We start from the raw sequence: 17264 nt of genomic DNA on the forward strand, positions 1-17264 counted from the left end.
GGCAACGCTGACCCAGGCCAGCGCTCAAGAGAAGGAATTGCCGTCGTGAGGACATTCGATAAAGGCCTGATTCACCACCTGCTGGTCGGTTGCGTATTCGGCTCATGCCTCAGCCTGCCCGCCCAAGCCGACAACGGCATCATCGTGATCACCCGCGATGTCCAGCCCCGCATGGCCATCCGTGCTCCTGTGGCCCCAGACCCCAATCCCACCACCGCCAATGCCAACCCGTCTGCGCACATTCTCAGGCAGACCAACGAACTCAGTGACGGTGACTTCGCCAGCATCACCAGCGGTACGGGCATTTCTTCGATGGTGACCCAGCAGACCACCAACCTGGGCGGCGCCATCGGCAACCAGAACCAACTCCCCAACATGGCCGCTGGCCGCGGCACCGGCTCGGGCAACGGCATTTCCAACATGGTCAACTCAAGCGTCCAACGCGGCCTGGCACCGCTGCAGATTCTGACCGGAGGCAAATGAGATGAGGCAGACGCTGTTAATCCTTACCGCGTTTTGCAGTGCATCGGCCTTGGCCCAACCTCCTGTGATCAACGACGCCACCATCGACAATTCCGGCGCGCAGTACCAGGGCAACTTCAGCCTCAACCAGGCAGCGGGCGACCTGCAGCAGCAGGCCAACGCACGGGCCTTCGCCTATGGCCACGAGGCCAGCGCAACCACGCAGATCCGTCAGGGCCTGCAGTCAGTGGTCGATCCCAACATGGGGGCCCGAGCCAGCATCCAGGGTAGCGCCTTCAGCCATGGCAGCGGCGCACTGGGCGTGAACCAGAGCGCAGGCGCCAGTACCCAACAAGCCAACGCACTGCGGATCAGCATCAGTGCGCATCCACAAGCCATCGACGACAGCGTCCTGCTGCAGCAGAACGTTGCGTTGATCAACAGCTCCGATCCAACCGATGCCTCTCCCGGCTATCGCCAGGTCACCACCGGTGACCAGGCCTTCACCGGTAGCCGTGGGGTCATTCAGTTGAATCAGAGCGCCGGGGTGGGAAACCAGACGGCAAACACCCTGAGCGTCCGGGTCGCTAACTGACCCAAACAGGTGGAACAACACTTAACCTAAAAAAGATGGAGAAACACCATGAAACCCTCGATGGCACTCAAGCCTCTGGTTTTCGCAATTGCTGCGGTCATGGCTGTTGCTGCACAAGCGGATCAGAACGATCGGCGTGGACATGGCCACAATGGCCACCACAATCCTCCACCAAAACCTATCTACACCAGCGCCACTGCCAATGCTGAGGACACTCAACGAAGTACCAACAACTTCATCCTCAATGAAGGCACCATCAACGAAGCCGAAATGAGCAGCTCCGCCGGCGGCGCGAGCGGCAACGTCGGGATCAACGTGGCGGCCGGTAACGGCAACCAACAAGATAACGCGGCGGCCATCGCCAACACCGCGTCCGACAACTCCGCGCTCGACAACAGCTTCGTCTTCGGCGAGTCCGTGGCAACCGCCAGCGTCGATCAGCGCAGCAACAACAACACCGTCAAGAACTGGTCCACTCAAAGCTCCGCAGTCATGAGCGGCTCGGCAGACGGCAGCAGCGGCAACGTGGGTATCAACATCGCTGGTGGCGATCTGAATCAGCAAAAAAACACCATGGCCATTGCCAACAACAGTGCGCCTATGGGTAACTCCACCGCCACCGCTACCGCCAACCAGAACGGCCCAGGCCTGACTGTCATCAACAAGGCAGACCGCACCTATCGGGTGGATACGCTGACCTACACCACCTCCAAGAGCGGTTCGTCCTCCAGTAGCGGCACGTTCGATTCCTCCATCGACAAGAGCTCCAGCTCGAGCTTCAGCGAGTCTGGGTCCAACAGCAGCAGTGCCAGCGGCTCCCACAGCAGCAGCGCCAGTGGCTCGAGCAGCATGACTGCCAGTGGCTCCCACAGCAGCAGTGCCAGCGGCTCCAACAACATGGCAGCCAACGGCTCCAACAGCTGGAATGCCAGTGGTTCGCACAACTCGAGCTCCAGCTCCTCGTCGAGTGCTTCGTTGAACGCGTCGCTGGATGCTTCGGCCAGTGCTGACGCCACCAGCACCAGCACGTTCGGTCCATTCGTACGGACTCGTAGCGAAAGCTTCGACGGTTCGCTTAACGCCAACCTCGACGTGAACGTCGACACCTCGCACGACCAGTCGCATGAGTCGGCGTTCGACAAGTCGTTCGATTCGTCGTTCGACAAGTCGTTCAGCTCCTCGTATGACCGCACCCGCGACTCTTCCTACGAGAAAGCTCGCGACTCTTCGTACGACAAGTCGCGCGAATCGGCGTGGGAAAAAGCGAACGCTTCGGCCTACGAGAAAGCCGGCGAAAAAGCCTCGCAATCTTCGGACACCATCTCGAAGAGCTACAGCGAGTCTAGCGAGTACGCGCTGAGCAACACCGTGTCGTTCCAAGTGCTGACCCCGACCGGCTGGGCCAACCCTGTGACCAACACCGCAACCCTCAGTGGTTCGGTCAATGGCGGCAGCGGCAACCTGGGCGTCAACGTGGCAGCCGGTGTGGGCAACCAGCAAAGCAACTCGCTGGCCATCTCCAACACCTCGATGTAACTGCGACCTGGAGGCCCCCTACGGGGGGCCTCTTCCTAACCAGAAATGCAAAGGGGGCGTGGGACATGCGTATTTTCGCCTTGGCGTTGTTGCTGTGCGTGACCAGCGTGGGTGAGGCTGCCCAGATGCCGCTGTCGGTCCTGCCAGGCGGCGCAGTGATCTACAAACCCATCCAAAGCATTCGCGAACGCAAGTTCGCCGACCTGGTGCAACAGAAAACCGACTTCAGTTGCGGCGCCGCGGCGCTGGCGACCATCCTGCGTCAGGCCTACTGGCTGGACGTCGATGAACAACAGATCATCGAGGGCATGCTCGCCCACGCCGACCAGGACCTGGTCCGGGTGCAGGGCTTCTCGATGCTCGACATGAAGCGCTACGTGGAAAGCCTCGGCATGCGCGCCCGCGGCTACCGAGTGGCCCCCGACACCCTGAACAGCATCCGCATTCCGGTGGTCGTGTTGATGGACATCCGGGGCTACAAGCACTTCGTGGTCATGCAGAAGGTCGACAGGGGTTGGGTCTACATCGGCGACCCGGTACTGGGCCACAAACGCTTCACGGTCGAAGATTTCCTTAAGGGCTGGAACGGCATCATCTTCGCCGTCATCGGCCAGGGGTATGACAAGAACAACATCCTGCTCGACCCGCCGCTGCCGCTGAGCGCCAAGAATCGCGTCAGCAATTTCACCCCTGTGCAGGACGCGGAGTTGATGGACTTTGGCTTTATCCAAAGCGACTTCTTCTAAATCAGAATGGGCATGACGCTCCGGGAGCTCCCATGAAGACTTCAACCTGGCTGGTCGCCGCTTGCCTGGCGGCCGCCCTGCCGACCCAAGCCGAGACGTTCAAACCTATCGAGCTCAAGGACCAGGAACTGGCCAACCTGCGAGGTCGGTACGTGATGCCGGGGCGGATCGTCAGCTTCGGCATCGTCATGACCAGCACCTGGCAGAACGCCAACGGCGAGGTGATCGGCGCGACCTCCGCGATGCAGATCCAGCAATCGACCATCAAGCCGCAGTTCTACGTGTCACTGATCAACGAAAAAGGCACCGGTACCTCCCAGCCCAAGAGCAATGGCACAGGCACAGTCACCGGTGGCAGCGGGCTCAACACCACCGAAGGCGTGACCCAGGTGGTGCGGGCCGCCGGTGACTTCAACACCGCCCACAACAATGTCGCCATCAACGTGACCAGGGGCGACAAGGCCCCCAGCGGCACACCCCAGGGGCAGGCCCTTGCCAATGGCTCCACGCTGCTCGGCAGCAACGGCGCGGGAACGCTGAATGTCTCCTCCTCCGGCAGCGGCGTGCAGATGAACATCGTCGCCAACAACAACCAGGGCAACACCTTCCAACGCATTGGCCAGGGCGGCCTGATGCAGAACACCACGTTGCTCGGCTCAAGCAACCGCGTCAGCAACCTGACCTCGTTCAATGTCGTGCTGCGAGAGGCCCCTGCGGCCGGCTCGATGAACGTCAATCTGGACCAACTTAAAGGCCTCCGTGGTCTTGGATACTGATCTACGCTCAGTCTCATCGAATGCAGTCAGAAGGGACGGCTAACCCATGCACCGTTTGTTGACGCTAAGAGCTATCGTTTGTTTGAGTACCCTGACCCCGGCCACCCTGCTGCAGGCAGCAACCGATCCTCAGGTCGAAGCACTGAAACAGGAGCTGATGGCGCTCAAGGAGCGCTACGAAGCACAACAGCACGCATTGATGGTGCTGGAGCAACGGCTGCGTCAGGTCGAAGAGGCACCACCGGCCCCGGCCCCGCGGCGCCTGACCAAGTCGCCCGCCGAGGGCGTCAAGGGCAGCCAGACCGTCGCCTCCGGCGCGCCTGGCACCACCGGCAGCTCCTACGGGCAATCGCTACAGGACAACTCCGAGCCTGCGCAGAGTGTTTCCAACCTGTATGACGAGGCCAGCGGCTTCTTCGGCGGAGGCAAGTTCAGCTTCGAGACGGGCATCACCTATACCCACTACGACACGCGGGCCCTGACCCTCAACGGGTTCCTGGCGCTGGACTCGATCTTCCTGGGCAACATCAACATCGACCGCATCAAGGCGGACAACTGGACCTTGGACCTGACCGGCCGCTACAACCTGGATCAACGCTGGCAGTTCGACATAAACGTGCCCATTGTCTATCGCGAGTCCACTTACTCCTCCGGTGGCGCTGGCGGCGCCGCCGGGGTCACCTCGGACGATTCGGTAACCCGCGACCCGACCATCGGCGACGTCAACTTCGGCATCGCCTACAAGTTCCTCGACGAGTCGGAAACCTGGCCCGACGCCGTCGCAACCCTGCGGGTGAAGGCCCCGACCGGCAAGGACCCATACGGCATCAAGCTGATCCAGAGCCCGGGCAACGACAACCTGGCGGTGCCCGAGGATCTGCCGACCGGCAATGGTGTCTGGTCGATCTCGCCTGGCATATCGTTGGTCAAGACCTTCGACCCGGCGGTGCTGTTCGCCAGCTTGCAATACACCTACAACATGCAGGACTCGTTCAGCGACATCAGCCCGCAGGTGGGCACAAAGGTCAAAGGCGATGTGAAACTCGGTGATTCGTGGCAGATCGGCGGTGGTATCGCGTTTGCCCTGAACGAAAAGATGAGCATGTCGTTCTCGTTCACCGATCAGTTCTCCAGTAAAAGCAAGATCAAGCCCGATGGCGGCGATTGGCAGTCGATCTCAAACAGCGACTACAACGCCGCGAACTTCAACATCGGCATGACCTTCGCGGCCACCAACAACCTGACCATTGTCCCGAACCTTGCCATCGGCCTGACCGACGATGCACCGGACTTCTCGTTCAGCCTCAAGTTTCCCTATTACTTCTGATGACAGCCGGGGTGCCCAGCACCCCAATGCCATCCTTTATGCAATCTTTTGTAATGAGTCTGCAGGCCGCGCCACGCCTTGCCCTCTGTCCGCAAGCCCTGTCCAGCGCCGAACGCCTGTTATCATGGAGCACACTTGAGTGACTGTTTCATGACAAGAAGGAAGTCTTTGTGAAGAACATACTCGGTCATCCCCGTGCCCGACTGCTCGCCTTGGCAGTCCTGGTGCTGGTGATCCCACTGGGTACAAGGGCCTTGCTCGGCTGGTCCAACCCCTTCGGCTACCTGTCCGATATCGCGGTCGCAAGCCTGTTGGTGCTATTCCTGCATCGTCGCGCCTGGTGGCTGGCGCTGCCCGTACTGCTGATCTGGGGCGCCTTGTTGGTGGCTTCGGCAGAGCTGGTGAGCGCAGTCGGTCGACTACCCAACAGCGCAGACCTCACCTACCTGTTCGATCCGCAGTTCATGGAAAATTCAACCGGCGGCGCCCTGGCCCACGCCTGGCTGCCCTGGCTGTTGCTCGCCGGGTTGCTGGTCTGGTTGATCAGCGCCTGGCGCAGCCGTGGCCTGCGGGGCACGCCCCTGCCGCGCAAGGCCTGGGCCATTCCCGTCGTGCTGCTGGGCCTGCATTGGGCCGGCCAGCATCTGATCCCCTCCGACGCCGACCAATGGCGCCAGTACAACCTACCCCACCAGCTATTGACCGCCGCAGTGGGCAACGTGCAGCGCGCCACCTCCAGCGCCTTGGGCAACGAGCAACCCGTGCCCGTGCTGCCCATCGCCGGCCTGACCCAGTCGGACCTCAACGGGCGCAAGCTGCTGGACGCGCCGGGCAAGGCCCGCAACGTGCTGGTGATTGCCCTGGAAGGCATCCCTGGCGCCTATGTACGGGCCAACCGTCAAGCCCTGCACAGCCATTTTGACGAAGAGCTCATGCCCAACCTCAGCCGCTGGGCGGAGCGAGGCATGAACACGCCCGATTATGTCCTGCATACCCACCAGACGATCCGCGGCCTGTACGCCCTGCTCTGCGGCGATTACGACAAGCTCGCCAACGGCACGCCCAAAGGCATGGAGCTGCTGACCCAGGACCTGCGCAACCAGGCATGCCTGCCGGCGCAGCTGCGCCAGGCCGGCTTCAGCACCCATTACCTGCAAGGTGCTGGCCTGCGCTTCATGGCCAAGGACCGGATCATGCCGCACATCGGCTTCGGGTCAGTGCATGGCCAGGAGTGGTTCACCAACAAGAACTACCTGCATTTCCCTTGGGGCAAGGACGATCGCGCCTTCTTCGAAGGTGCCCAGAAGTACGTCGCCAAGCTGCGCAAGCAAAAGCAGCCCTGGATGCTCACCCTGCTGACCGTCGGCACCCATCAGCCCTATTCAGCGCCGGAGCGCTACCTGCAGCGCTACGACACCGCCAAGCAGGCGGCAGTGGCCTACCTGGATGATGCCCTGGGCGCTTTCCTCGACAACCTCGAGCGCCAGGGCGTGCTCAAGGACACCCTGGTGGTCATCACCTCCGATGAGTCCCACGGTATCGATGGCGTACGCCTGGCCTCTTCATGGGGGTTCAATCTGACGTTGGCACCGGAACAGGCCCAACTGCCGCGCCTCAAGCAAGGCACCTACGGCCATGTGGACCTCGCCACGTCCCTGCTCGACTACTTCGCCTTGCCCATCCCGGCCGCCTTGAGCGGACGCTCGCTGTTCCGCGATTACGACACGGGGCGCGAAATGATCTCCTACACCAACGGCATGCTCCGCTATCACGACGGTCACGGCACCCTGACCGAGTGCGACTTCCAGGAGCGTTGCCGCCGTTACGCAAGCCAAGGTTTCATTGCCGACCATGCCCAGTACCTGGGCCGGGGCAACGAGATCGCAGGCCAGCAGCTCACTGCCCTGGCCAACACGCTGGACCAATCGCTGCTGCAAACCCCGCTCAATCTGCGCTACCAGTTTGGTGGCCCGGCAGCCATCACCTTGCACAAGCGCATCCGCGATGACTGGGCCGACAACCTCATCGGTGCTCAGTACCTGGAAATGCCCCAGGGCACCCATACCCGTGTACGCGTGAAGGTGCGCTCGCTCGACCCGAAACACGACGCCTACATCCAACTCAAGGCCAAGGAATTCGAGCAGGATGTGCCGTTGGGATTGCCCGAGGAAATCATCGTTACAGCCGATCAGCCGCTGGAGCTGGAATTCGGTTTCGACAACCCGTCGGTGCGAAAGGCGTTTTCGTTCCACCTGTTGGGTTATGGCGGGGGCAAGGTCGAGGTCAGTGACTTCAGTGTGGTCACCGGCTTTGCCGGTGGCGGTTGAATCACCTCCAAGAAGCCCCCACCCCGTCGGTGGGAGCAGTCTCAGATCGTGATGGGGCTGCTGGACAGCCCCGCTGTCCATCAGGCGATTGCCGAATCCACCAACACCTGCGCTTCCTGCACCAGGCGCTGAAGGTGCGCTTCATCGATGAAGCTCTCAGCGTAGATCTTGTAGATGTCTTCGGTACCGGACGGCCGCGCTGCAAACCAACCGTTGGCCGTCATCACCTTCAGACCGCCAATGGCCTGGCCATTGCCTGGCGCATGGCTGAGGATCTGTTCGATCGGCTCGCCGGCGAGCTCGGTGGAGGTCACCTGCTCGGGCGCCAGCTTGCTCAACAGTGCCTTCTGCCGGGCATCGGCCTTGGCTTCCACACGCGTCGCGTACGGCTTGCCCAAGGCCTCGGTCAAGTCGGCATAGGCCTGGCTTGGATTACGGCCGGTACGGGCGGTCATTTCCGCAGCCAGCAACGCCGGAATCAGACCATCCTTGTCGGTGGCCCAGACCGTGCCGTCCTTGCGCAGGAACGAAGCACCGGCACTCTCCTCACCACCAAAGCCGAGCGAACCGTCGAACAGGCCCTGGGCAAAGAACTTGAAGCCCACCGGCACTTCGTACAGCTCACGGCCCAAACGAGCGGTCACGCGGTCGATCAGGCCGCTGCTGACGACAGTCTTGCCCACCGCCGCATCGCTGCGCCACAGCGGGCGATGACGGAACAGGTAATCGATGGCCACGGCCAGGTAATTGTTCGGTTGCAGCAAGCCATCGGGAGTGACGATGCCATGGCGGTCATGGTCCGGGTCGCAGGCGAAGGCCACGTCGAAGCGCTCGCGCAGACCGATCAGGCCTTGCATGGCATGGGGCGAAGAGGGGTCCATGCGGATCTGGCCATCCCAGTCGACGGTCATGAAACGGAACGTTGGGTCGACCTCGGTGTTGACCACGTCCAGATCCAGACGGTAGTGCTCGGCGATCGCCTGCCAGTAGCGCACCCCTGCCCCGCCTAGCGGGTCGACAGCCAGGCGCAGCTTGGCAGCGCGGATGACGTCGAAGTCGATGACGTTCTCAAGATCCGCCACATAGCGGCCTACATAGTCGTAACGCTGAGTGGTGGCGGCCTGCAGGGCCTGGGCATGGTCCATGCGCTTGACGCCGGCAAGACCTGCGGCCAACAGTTCGTTGGCCTTGGCTTCGATCCACTTGGTCACGTCGCTGTCGGCCGGGCCGCCATTGGGCGGGTTGTACTTGAAACCACCGCTTTGCGGCGGGTTGTGCGACGGCGTGATGACCACGCCATCGGCAAGACCCTGCTGGCGGCCACGGTTATGGCAGAGAATGGCATGGGACACGGCCGGAGTCGGTGTGTACTCATCGTCCTTGGACAGCATCACCTGCACGCCGTTGGCGGCGAGTACTTCCAAGGCGCTGGCTGCGGCCGGAGCCGACAGCGCATGGGTATCGGCGCCGACGAACAACGGGCCATCGATGCCTTTTTCCTGGCGATACAGGCAGATGGCCTGTGTGATGGCCAGTACGTGATCTTCATTGAAGCTCAGTTCCAGCGACGTGCCCCGGTGCCCTGAGGTGCCGAAGGCCACACGCTGAGCCGCCACCGCGGCATCGGGACGTCCGGTGTAGTAGGCGGTGAGCAGGCGGGGGATATCGACCAGCACGCTGGCCGGAGCCGGCTTGCCTGCCAAAGGACTGAGCGTCATGCAAGAACCTCGAGTTCAACAGGATGTTGGTGTTGGAACACGCAGTGTACTGGGAGTTGCAACGCCGTGCGATGGGGCCTGCGCGGTTTATTCGCCACCGGTCTGCCACCAGGCAGGGAACATCTGCTGCACCCGTGGTTCGGCGAAGCGTTCGTCGATCAACAGCAGCACCCCACGGTCCTGATCGCCTCGAATGACCCTGCCTGCAGCCTGGATCACCTTGCGCACGCCAGGGTAGAGATAGGCGTAGTCGAAGCCCGCGCCGAACTGGCGCCCCAGGCGCTGCTTGAACTGCTCGTTGACCGGGTTGACCTGGGGTAGCCCCAGGGTGGCGACGAACGCACCGATCAAACGACTGCCAGGCAGGTCGACTCCCTCGCCGAAGGCACCGCCCAGCACGGCAAAACCGACACCTTTGCCGTCGGGCACGAAACGCTTCAGAAACGCCTCCCGCGCGCCTTCGTCCATGCCTGGCGCCTGCTCCCACCGAGGGATTGCCGGATAACGTTCGGCCAGCAAGGTGGCCACCTGCCCTAGATATTCGAAGCTGCTGAAGAACGCCAGGTAATTGCCCGGCCGGGCGCGGTACTGCTCGGCGATCAGTTCGACGATCGGTTCCAGCGACGCCTGGCGCTCCCGGTAGCGGGTGGACACCTCGCTGACGATGCGCACCGCCAGTTGTTCGGCGCGAAACGGTGCCGCCACCTCCAGCCAGGCCGTGTCGGTCGGCATACCCAGCAGGTCGGCGTAGTAATGCCGTGGGCTTAAGGTGGCAGAGAACAGCGTGACGCTACGCGCCGCCTGCATGCGCGGCCCCAGCAGCCGCGCCGGCACCACGTTGCGCAGACATAAGGTCGACAAGCGACGCTTGCGCGGGCCCGTGCGCAATGTCACGTCGAATATGAAGTGATCGTCGAACAGCTCAGCGACCCGGGTGAACTGCAGGGCCTGGAAGAAGAACTGCAACAGCGCCGGGTCGACCTCGCCAGGCGCCTGCTCCAGACGTTCCTGGATCAGGCCGATGCACTGCGCAAGCGTGCGCAGAAAGTCTTCAGGCAGCCGATCGAGCGTCTGATAAGGGGCTTGTTGCGCCTTGTACAAGGCGTTCCACTGCCGGTTCAAACGCTCGAGGGCACTGCCCACGCCAGGGGGTTTGCTCTGGCGCAGGCTGGCCAACTGGCCTTGGTCCAAGCTTGCGCTGTACATCCCCCGCCCCCGCTCGACCAGGTTGTGCGCCTCGTCCACCAGCACCGCCACACGCCACTGGTTGGCTTGGGTAAGGGCATGCAGCAAGGCGTGGGCGTCGAAATAATAGTTGTAGTCGGCCACCAGCACATCGGCCCAACGCGCCATTTCCTGCCCCAGGTAATAAGGACAAACTTGGTGCGTCAACGCCACCTCGCGGAGCACCGCCTTGTCGAGCAGCGGCCGGCGCGCCGCCTCCTCGCGCGCTGCATGCAGCCGGTCGTAGAAGCCTCGGGCCAACGGACAGGACTCGCCGTGACAGGCGTTTGCGGGGTATTCGCAGGCTTTGTCCCGCGCGATCAGTTCCAGAGTGCGCAAAGCCGGCTGCGGGGTGGCAGCGGTGATCTGGCGCAAGGCATCCAGCGCCAGGGCCCGGCCTGGAGTCTTGGCGGTCAGGAAGAACACTTTGTCCAGTTGCTGGGGTGCCATGGCCTTGAGCAATGGGAACAAAGTCCCTAGGGTCTTGCCGATGCCCGTGCTGGCCTGGGCCATCAGACAGCGGCCAGTGCTCACCGCCTTGTACAGCGTCTCGGCCAACTGGCGCTGGCCTTGGCGAAATTGCGGGTAGGGAAACCCCAAAGCCTTGAGATCCCTGTCACGTTCTACCAGGCGCTGCTGCTGGACTTCGGCCCAGACCAGAAATCGCTGGCACTGGGCCTCGAAAAAGCGTTGCAGGTCCGAAGCGCTGTGCTCTTCGCTGATCAGTGTCTGGCGGTCGCTGTCCACGTCCAGGTAGACCAACGCGACGTCGATCGTCTCCAGCCCCCGGGCCTGGCACAGCAGCCAGGCATAGACCTTGGCCTGCGCCCAGTGCAACTGACGATGGTTGTGCGGCTGACGGGCAAGGTCGCCGCGGTGGGTCTTGATCTCTTCCAGACGATTGCGCACCGGGTCATATCCATCGGCTCGGCCACGCACGCACAAGCTCTGGTATTGGCCTTGCAGCGCTACCTCCGCCTCGTAGTCTGCGCCGCGCCGCGCCACAACCCGACGATGACCGGCGATCCCTTCCTGGGCCGTGGGCGATGGCGTGAAGCGCAGGTCCAAGTCGCCTACCTTAGCGCTGAACTCGCACAACGCACGGACTGCCACGGTGTAGGTCATGTCGGCGTCTCGGTCCAGCGTACATGGCACACCGCCACCGGCAAGTCGTGCTCACGGCAGAAAGCGAGCCAACGCAACTGGTTGTCCTGCAGTCGGTCTCCAGGCCCCTTGACCTCGATCATGCGGTAACGGCCTTCGGCAGGCCAGAACTGGATCAGGTCAGGCATGCCCGCGCGATTGCTGCGGATGTCCTGCAAAAGACGGATGAAACACTGTTTGAGGTGAGCCGCCGGTATGCACGCCAGGGCTTGCTCGAGCAGCTCGGGAGTGAGCATCGGCCAGAATACGAACGGGGATTGCAGCCCATGCTTGGCGGTGAAACAGTCGCGCATGGCCTGACGGTAGCTGCCATCGTCGAGCCGACTCAGGCAGGCCTGGAACAACGCCGCGCGTCGTTGCTGGAAGTCACTGTCGTGCAGATCCTGCGGGCCGGCCTGGAAAGGGTGGAAGAACGCGCCTGGTACCGGGGCGAAGATTGCCTCCCAGCACAAAAGACCGAACAGGCTGTTGAACAGGGTGTTCTCGACGTAGTGACAGGTGCTTGCGCCCTCAGCCAGGTGCAGGCGTACCGCCTCTTCGACACCAAGGGCGGAACGTTCGATCGGTAGCTGCAACTCGATCAACGCCAGGTCCGCCGGGCGGCGGCGCGCTTGCGGCGGACCACCGAGCTTGCGCGCCAGGCGTGGCAACATGCGCGCCAACGCTTGTTGTTCCTGCGCATTGGCAGGCGAGGCGGCCAACTCCAGCGCCAGTGCCTGCGCCCGGTCCCACTGCTCACTGCGCTCCAGCACCCGCACCTGGCGTACACGCGCTTCGGGATGATCACTGCGGGCATATACCACCAAGGCCTGGTCCCAGTCCCCCCGGCGCTCGCACTGCTGACCGATGCTGTACATCAATCGCCCGCGTCGCCGTACCAACCACGGGTTGTCGCTGTGCAGTCCCTCCAGGGTGGCCAGCAGCGAGTCGGCGTCCTCCCCTTGCTCCAGCCGGTCGGCGCACTGGTGCAACGCCATGGCCAGGTCGATCTCCGTGCGCTGGCGCAAGACGCGTGAATCGACACTCAGCGGCACTTGCTCATAACGCAGCAAACCCAGATCGGCGAGCACGAACTCCGACCAGTCCTGATAAAGATTGCCGAAAAACAACAGGCGCAAGCGATCACATAATGGCTGCAGGCGCCAATGGAAGATACGTATCGGAGATTGCGCAAACCACTCAGTCAACGTGCGGGGCGCCAGCGCCAACGGCTGCAACTGCGCAAGCAGTTCGCCTTTGGCGGCCCGTGGCTTGCTCAGATGTGCGGCAAAGCATTGGGCCAGCTCCTGTTTGCGCAGCACATCGAACAATTGCTCCAGGGTCAGGACGGCGTCGTCGCTGACCCACCCCAACGCCAGCAGTGGTTGCAATGCCGATGAGCAATCACCGATTTCGGCGTAGTCGAGCCTGTCACTGCGAAACAGTTCGCCCTTGCGCATGACCATTCGAACCATCAAGGCCTGGGCAGGCTCGGGCAACCGCTCGAACGCCTGTAGAAAGCAGTGCTCGACCTCATCGAGCAGATCGGCGTAGCGCTGCTCGACCCAGGCCAGGACCTGCCGGAAGTTATGCAGGTAATAAAGAGGGTCGTCGACGGAATGGGCAATCACGGTGCGCGTTCAGGTATGGGAACAGGCACTGGTTATACATACAGACCCCAAGCACTGGCAAGTGCTACAGGTCGCCTCGCTGGTGAGCTCAGGGTCTTAAAAAATGGATCCGCACCCGCCCCTACTGCGTTGAAACGGGGCCTGCAATGCCCGTTCAAGTGCCGTCAAGGCCTGTGCATTAGATAGGCTTCCCCGCTCACTCGAACCATCGGGTGGGGCACGATCGTGCAGGTTTTGACGATCTTGAAACCGTGCCGTTCGTAAAAGCGCCGGGCACCGGTGTTCGCAGCATAGTCGATCAAGCTCAGGCCCTTGAGCCCCAGTTGATCAGCGCGTTGCTGAGCCTGCTCAAGGAACTGTACACCCAAGCCCTGATTACGCCAGCCATCGTGAAGAGCCAAGCTCGAAATATAGAGCGTGTCGGGAACTTCCATATCGGCATAAGGTGCCAATACAGGGTCAGTCATCGGGGCTGGGTCTGGATCGTGATGCATCGCGTAGCTATGCATCATGCCGATGACCTGCCCGTCGGCTTCTGCAATTAGGCAATTTTGATAGGAGAAATCCACGTTATCACGGGCATAACGGGCAGTGCCGACATCCAGCAAATCCTGGCCCGGTTCTGCCAACTGGCTCCAAATATAATCGGCTACCCCTTCGGAAGTTATTTGAAACAACCGAGCAATGTCACGCGCATCCGAGCTGCGACCCGGACGAAATACGACGGCCATGTAGACGACTCCAGACAAAGTGTCGCCCCTTATAGCGTGTAGGAAAACGTGTTTCAACACCGCCTATAAAAAGACACACCAATGTTATTAACCAACTTGAAAGTGCGTCGTACAAGGCTATTTAAATGTCGTACTCAGGCAACAATGAAGACTTAACTCACTTTGGCCACTTTAATATTGAAAACACAATGATCCCTGGCGGAACCGATCAGCGGACGCACTCGCTCAACGACCGACAAGTACCCTTCCCAGCCGGCGCAACACTTGGTCCAGCCCCTCCCATGACTCGGCGCACCAGACCAACAGCACGTGCTGCGGGAAACTGCCTTTGAGCCCGAACAACTCCCCAGGAATGACAGACAACGGGCTACCCGCCACTGCCGCCAGAATGGCGTCCATATCGATCGGTTGGTTCAGGTGTGCCCAGATCCCCCGCCCGCCATCAGGCTTGGCAAACGCCAGGTGCGTGCCCAGACGCAGTTCGATTCGACTGCAGAGGTAGTCCATTCGAGTCTGCAGATCGAAGCGCAAGGCAGGCAAGCTATCGTCGACCTCCCCTTTTGTGAACGTATGCGCTACCGCTTGCTGACGCAGTGGGGGTAACAGAAAGCCTCGTCTGGCGATGGCTTCGTCGACGCAGGGTTGGCGACACAGCAGGTAGGTGTAAGGCGCTTCAGCGCCCAACGTGGCCTCCAGCGAACCGAGTATCAGCAGGCGACTCGCGTCGATGTCATCGCGTAGCCGCGACGCCGGAGGGCCTGCGAAACAGTGGTCGCTGTCCATGTCATTCTCCAGCAGCAAAGCGGGATGCTCGGCGAGCACACGGGCCAGTTGCTGCTGATCCTGCGCAGGCGTCAGGCGGCCCAGTGGCATGGACAGGCAGGAAGGCATCACCACAAGCTGTACCGGCTCATGTTCGAGCAAGCGTGTGAACGCGCCCATGTCCATCCCCCCATGAGCAGCCAACGGTGCTTCCAGTACTCGCATGCCAGCCTGCTGCAAGCCATGCAACAGGCGCCAGCAGCAAGGGGTTGCCACCACAGCCGTTGCCCCTTGAAGACGCAGGGCAAGCAACAGCGTTTCAAGCAAGGCCTGTACATCCGTGGCCAAGTGCACGTGCCGAGCATTCCAGCAATGGCCAGAAGCGCGGGTGTAGCGTGCGGCCAAAACGCTACGCAACAACGCGCCGCTGCCCAAGCGCCACGTCGCCTGCCCGCCCTGGCGCGAGAGGCGTCGTTCATGGGCGAGCAACGTGCGTTCCAGTGTATGAGGCGATGGCATGGCCAGGACGGATACCGGAGGGACCAAGGGCGCATGCGCCCCTGTCGAAGCGATCTGCGGTTCGGCGAAATTCACGAAGTACCCTGATTTGGGCACCGAACGAACCCGGCCTTGACGCTCCAACAGGCTGTACGCGCACTGTACGGTCGCCAGCGAAACCCGAAGGCGCCGGGCCAGGTCGCGCAAGGAGGGTAGACGCCCCCGTTCTGCATAATCGGCTTGGGCAATCAGGGCATCCAGATAGCGATATACGCCCTGGTAGGCGAATTCCCCACGCGCCGAACGCCCCATCAGAATGCCGCCTGGCGGACGATCACAGGCGTAGAGTCCAGGGGTGGCAACCACCGCAGCGCTGCATCCCGCCGCGTCAAACTCACCAGCAGACGCCAAGCGGATGGCTCGAGGCGAGCCGCGTAGATCGCCTGCAACTGCACCAGGCTCAACCCACTGACGTCCACCAGCCAGTGCTTGATGGTTTCAGGGCAAGGTTTGCCTTGCAGTGCCTTGTGCAGATAAGGCAAGGCCACTCCCATGCGTGGATGGCAAGCGTGCACGAAGTCCGCCAGTTTTTTACCTCGCCCGCTGAAAGGGGTGAACAGCAGGCACGTGAGTTGCTCCTCATTGAGCCCCAGCCCCTGCAGGAACGACACCCTTCCCTGCTGCTGTACCCGCAGCCACCAGCTGGCGCGTGCATCCTTAATAGAGAGCTGCCCCTCCCGCTCCCGGGGCTGTCGCGCCCGCAGATGTGCATGCGCCCCCGTCAGGTTTTCCACGATGCCGGACGCTGTCCAGGCGCCCAGTGGCGTATTGGCTAAGCCATGCTCTTTTGGCGGGCCCAGCATCGCGTCCAGGTGATGCGCTTCGCTCGAGGGGCAAAGCAAGTCGTCCACCGTCAACATCTTGAGCGGCAACTCAGGGCGCATTGCCGTGGGCATGTCCAGACACCGTCCCAATGGTGCCCCGACCCGCATATGCAGGCGACTCAACCCCTCAGCCAAGGCCGCAGCACACCGAGCCACGTCGCCAAGCCCCTCGAGCTCCCCAGTCAGTCGCAAGATCCGCCGCCCCCAGGCCATGACACGTCTGCGCTCACGATCAGGCAAGGCCGTGATCAAGGCGGTGGCAGCGCCGCTGTGATCGAGCGTCCCTTGCAAGGCGCCAGCCAGTTGCAGATGCAAGCGGCAGCCCAGCAGGGCCTTGGGCGTCGCCTCGGTGAGGTGCCCGAACATCAGCAAGGCCTGCCGCGAAGCCACCCAAGGCCGCACGGCTTGTGCCACGCAGGTGCTGAACGGCACCACCTTGTCATCTTCCAGCATGAGCAGCTGTACCCTGGGGTCATCCTGCATGAACAGCGCGTTGAACAGGCGCTCATGACTCAGTTGCATATGTGGGTCGGGCGCGGGCAGACAGCTCACGATCACCCTCAAACGGAAGGTCCGGCCGCCACGCAAGGCCAGACTTAACTGTGCAGCGCGTAAATTCGCCAGCAGATGCGCACTGCGACGGTCCCCCCCCAGCACCACCACCAGCTGGAACTCACCGATGTACGGCTCCCCGCCTGCGGCGACCGTCAACCGCTGGATCAACAATTGCAGCGAGGCGTGTTGCCCGCGGGGCATCTGATTACATACACGGTCCAATACTTGTTGATAGATGGACTGCATGGCCTGGTCATGAAGACTGCTCATCGGAACACTCCCTGTTCTTCATCACGGTGTTTAAACGTAAAGTGCGAAATAAACAGTTGGGCCAGCCCAACTTTGCTGA

13 protein-coding genes are annotated in these 17264 nt (G+C 62.0%); 7 read left to right on the forward strand and 6 right to left on the reverse strand.

The window, feature by feature from the left end; genetic code table 11:
- Positions 1 to 45 precede the first annotated feature (45 nt).
- From BLS27_RS02770 to BLS27_RS02800, 7 genes are all read left to right on the forward strand, one after another.
- Positions 46 to 483, forward strand: a complete 438-nt coding sequence (locus BLS27_RS02770; RefSeq protein WP_043211856.1) for a hypothetical protein — start codon at positions 46 to 48, stop codon at positions 481 to 483.
- Position 484: 1 nt separating this feature from the next.
- Entirely contained in the window at positions 485 to 1057 is a 573-nt protein-coding gene (locus tag BLS27_RS02775) for a hypothetical protein (RefSeq protein WP_043211853.1), read from the forward strand.
- Between the two features lie 48 nt (positions 1058 to 1105).
- Positions 1106 to 2593 (forward strand): heme utilization protein, encoded by a 1488-nt coding sequence (locus BLS27_RS02780; RefSeq protein ID WP_090342979.1) that lies wholly within the window; start codon positions 1106 to 1108, stop codon positions 2591 to 2593.
- 65 nt (positions 2594 to 2658) lie between these two features.
- The gene (locus BLS27_RS02785; protein ID WP_043211848.1) at positions 2659 to 3339 is read left to right on the forward strand and encodes a C39 family peptidase; all 681 of its coding nucleotides are present in this window, start codon (positions 2659 to 2661) and stop codon (positions 3337 to 3339) included.
- A 32-nt stretch (positions 3340 to 3371) separates the two neighbouring features.
- Entirely contained in the window at positions 3372 to 4115 is a 744-nt protein-coding gene (locus BLS27_RS02790; RefSeq protein ID WP_090342981.1) for a hypothetical protein, read from the forward strand.
- Between the two features lie 46 nt (positions 4116 to 4161).
- Positions 4162 to 5442, forward strand: a complete 1281-nt coding sequence (locus BLS27_RS02795; RefSeq protein WP_090342984.1) for a coiled-coil domain-containing protein — start codon at positions 4162 to 4164, stop codon at positions 5440 to 5442.
- A gap of 170 nt (positions 5443 to 5612) precedes the next feature.
- Positions 5613 to 7769 carry an LTA synthase family protein gene (locus BLS27_RS02800; RefSeq protein WP_090342987.1) on the forward strand — a complete coding sequence of 719 codons (2157 nt, stop codon included), beginning with the start codon at positions 5613 to 5615 and terminating at the stop codon, positions 7767 to 7769.
- Positions 7770 to 7849: 80 nt separating this feature from the next.
- On the opposite strand, the gene pgm is transcribed toward BLS27_RS02800, so the two are convergent.
- The 6 genes from pgm to BLS27_RS02830 all read right to left on the reverse strand — a co-directional run bounded on the left by pgm (position 7850) and on the right by BLS27_RS02830 (position 17185).
- The gene (gene pgm, locus BLS27_RS02805; RefSeq protein WP_090342990.1) at positions 7850 to 9487 is read right to left on the reverse strand and encodes a phosphoglucomutase (alpha-D-glucose-1,6-bisphosphate-dependent); all 1638 of its coding nucleotides are present in this window, start codon (positions 9485 to 9487) and stop codon (positions 7850 to 7852) included.
- 87 nt (positions 9488 to 9574) lie between these two features.
- Positions 9575 to 11836 carry an ATP-dependent DNA helicase gene (locus BLS27_RS02810; protein WP_090342993.1) on the reverse strand — a complete coding sequence of 754 codons (2262 nt, stop codon included), beginning with the start codon at positions 11834 to 11836 and terminating at the stop codon, positions 9575 to 9577.
- On the reverse strand, positions 11833 to 13485 hold the full coding sequence (locus tag BLS27_RS02815; RefSeq protein ID WP_090342996.1) for a VRR-NUC domain-containing protein: 1653 nt from the start codon (positions 13483 to 13485) through the stop codon (positions 11833 to 11835). Before BLS27_RS02815 ends, BLS27_RS02810 begins: the two co-directional genes overlap by 4 nt.
- 164 nt (positions 13486 to 13649) lie before the next feature.
- Positions 13650 to 14216, reverse strand: coding sequence for a GNAT family N-acetyltransferase (locus tag BLS27_RS02820; protein WP_090342999.1), 567 nt, complete (start codon positions 14214 to 14216; stop codon positions 13650 to 13652).
- 225 nt (positions 14217 to 14441) lie between these two features.
- On the reverse strand, positions 14442 to 15788 hold the full coding sequence (locus tag BLS27_RS02825; protein ID WP_090343001.1) for an aminotransferase class I/II-fold pyridoxal phosphate-dependent enzyme: 1347 nt from the start codon (positions 15786 to 15788) through the stop codon (positions 14442 to 14444).
- Complete coding sequence (locus BLS27_RS02830; RefSeq protein WP_070574525.1) at positions 15788 to 17185, reverse strand: hypothetical protein; 1398 nt, start codon at positions 17183 to 17185, stop codon at positions 15788 to 15790. Before BLS27_RS02830 ends, BLS27_RS02825 begins: the two co-directional genes overlap by 1 nt.
- Positions 17186 to 17264 lie beyond the last annotated feature (79 nt).

Origin of the sequence: Pseudomonas guariconensis (genome assembly GCF_900102675.1) — a bacterium.
Classification (GTDB): Bacteria; Pseudomonadota; Gammaproteobacteria; order Pseudomonadales; family Pseudomonadaceae; genus Aquipseudomonas; species Aquipseudomonas guariconensis.

What these genes read in the sequence shown, in the direction of transcription:
- BLS27_RS02775 (WP_043211853.1), top strand. Translation starts at nt 485, where the DNA reads ATGAGGCAGACGCTGTTAATCCTTACCGCGTTTTGCAGTGCATCGGCC.
- BLS27_RS02780 (WP_090342979.1), top strand. Translation starts at nt 1,106, where the DNA reads ATGAAACCCTCGATGGCACTCAAGCCTCTGGTTTTCGCAATTGCTGCG.
- BLS27_RS02785 (WP_043211848.1), top strand. Translation starts at nt 2,659, where the DNA reads ATGCGTATTTTCGCCTTGGCGTTGTTGCTGTGCGTGACCAGCGTGGGT.
- BLS27_RS02790 (WP_090342981.1), top strand. Translation starts at nt 3,372, where the DNA reads ATGAAGACTTCAACCTGGCTGGTCGCCGCTTGCCTGGCGGCCGCCCTG.
- BLS27_RS02795 (WP_090342984.1), top strand. Translation starts at nt 4,162, where the DNA reads ATGCACCGTTTGTTGACGCTAAGAGCTATCGTTTGTTTGAGTACCCTG.
- pgm (WP_090342990.1), bottom strand. Translation starts at nt 9,487, where the DNA reads ATGACGCTCAGTCCTTTGGCAGGCAAGCCGGCTCCGGCCAGCGTGCTG.
- BLS27_RS02810 (WP_090342993.1), bottom strand. Translation starts at nt 11,836, where the DNA reads ATGACCTACACCGTGGCAGTCCGTGCGTTGTGCGAGTTCAGCGCTAAG.
- BLS27_RS02820 (WP_090342999.1), bottom strand. Translation starts at nt 14,216, where the DNA reads ATGGCCGTCGTATTTCGTCCGGGTCGCAGCTCGGATGCGCGTGACATT.
- BLS27_RS02825 (WP_090343001.1), bottom strand. Translation starts at nt 15,788, where the DNA reads ATGGGGCGTTCGGCGCGTGGGGAATTCGCCTACCAGGGCGTATATCGC.
- BLS27_RS02830 (WP_070574525.1), bottom strand. Translation starts at nt 17,185, where the DNA reads ATGAGCAGTCTTCATGACCAGGCCATGCAGTCCATCTATCAACAAGTA.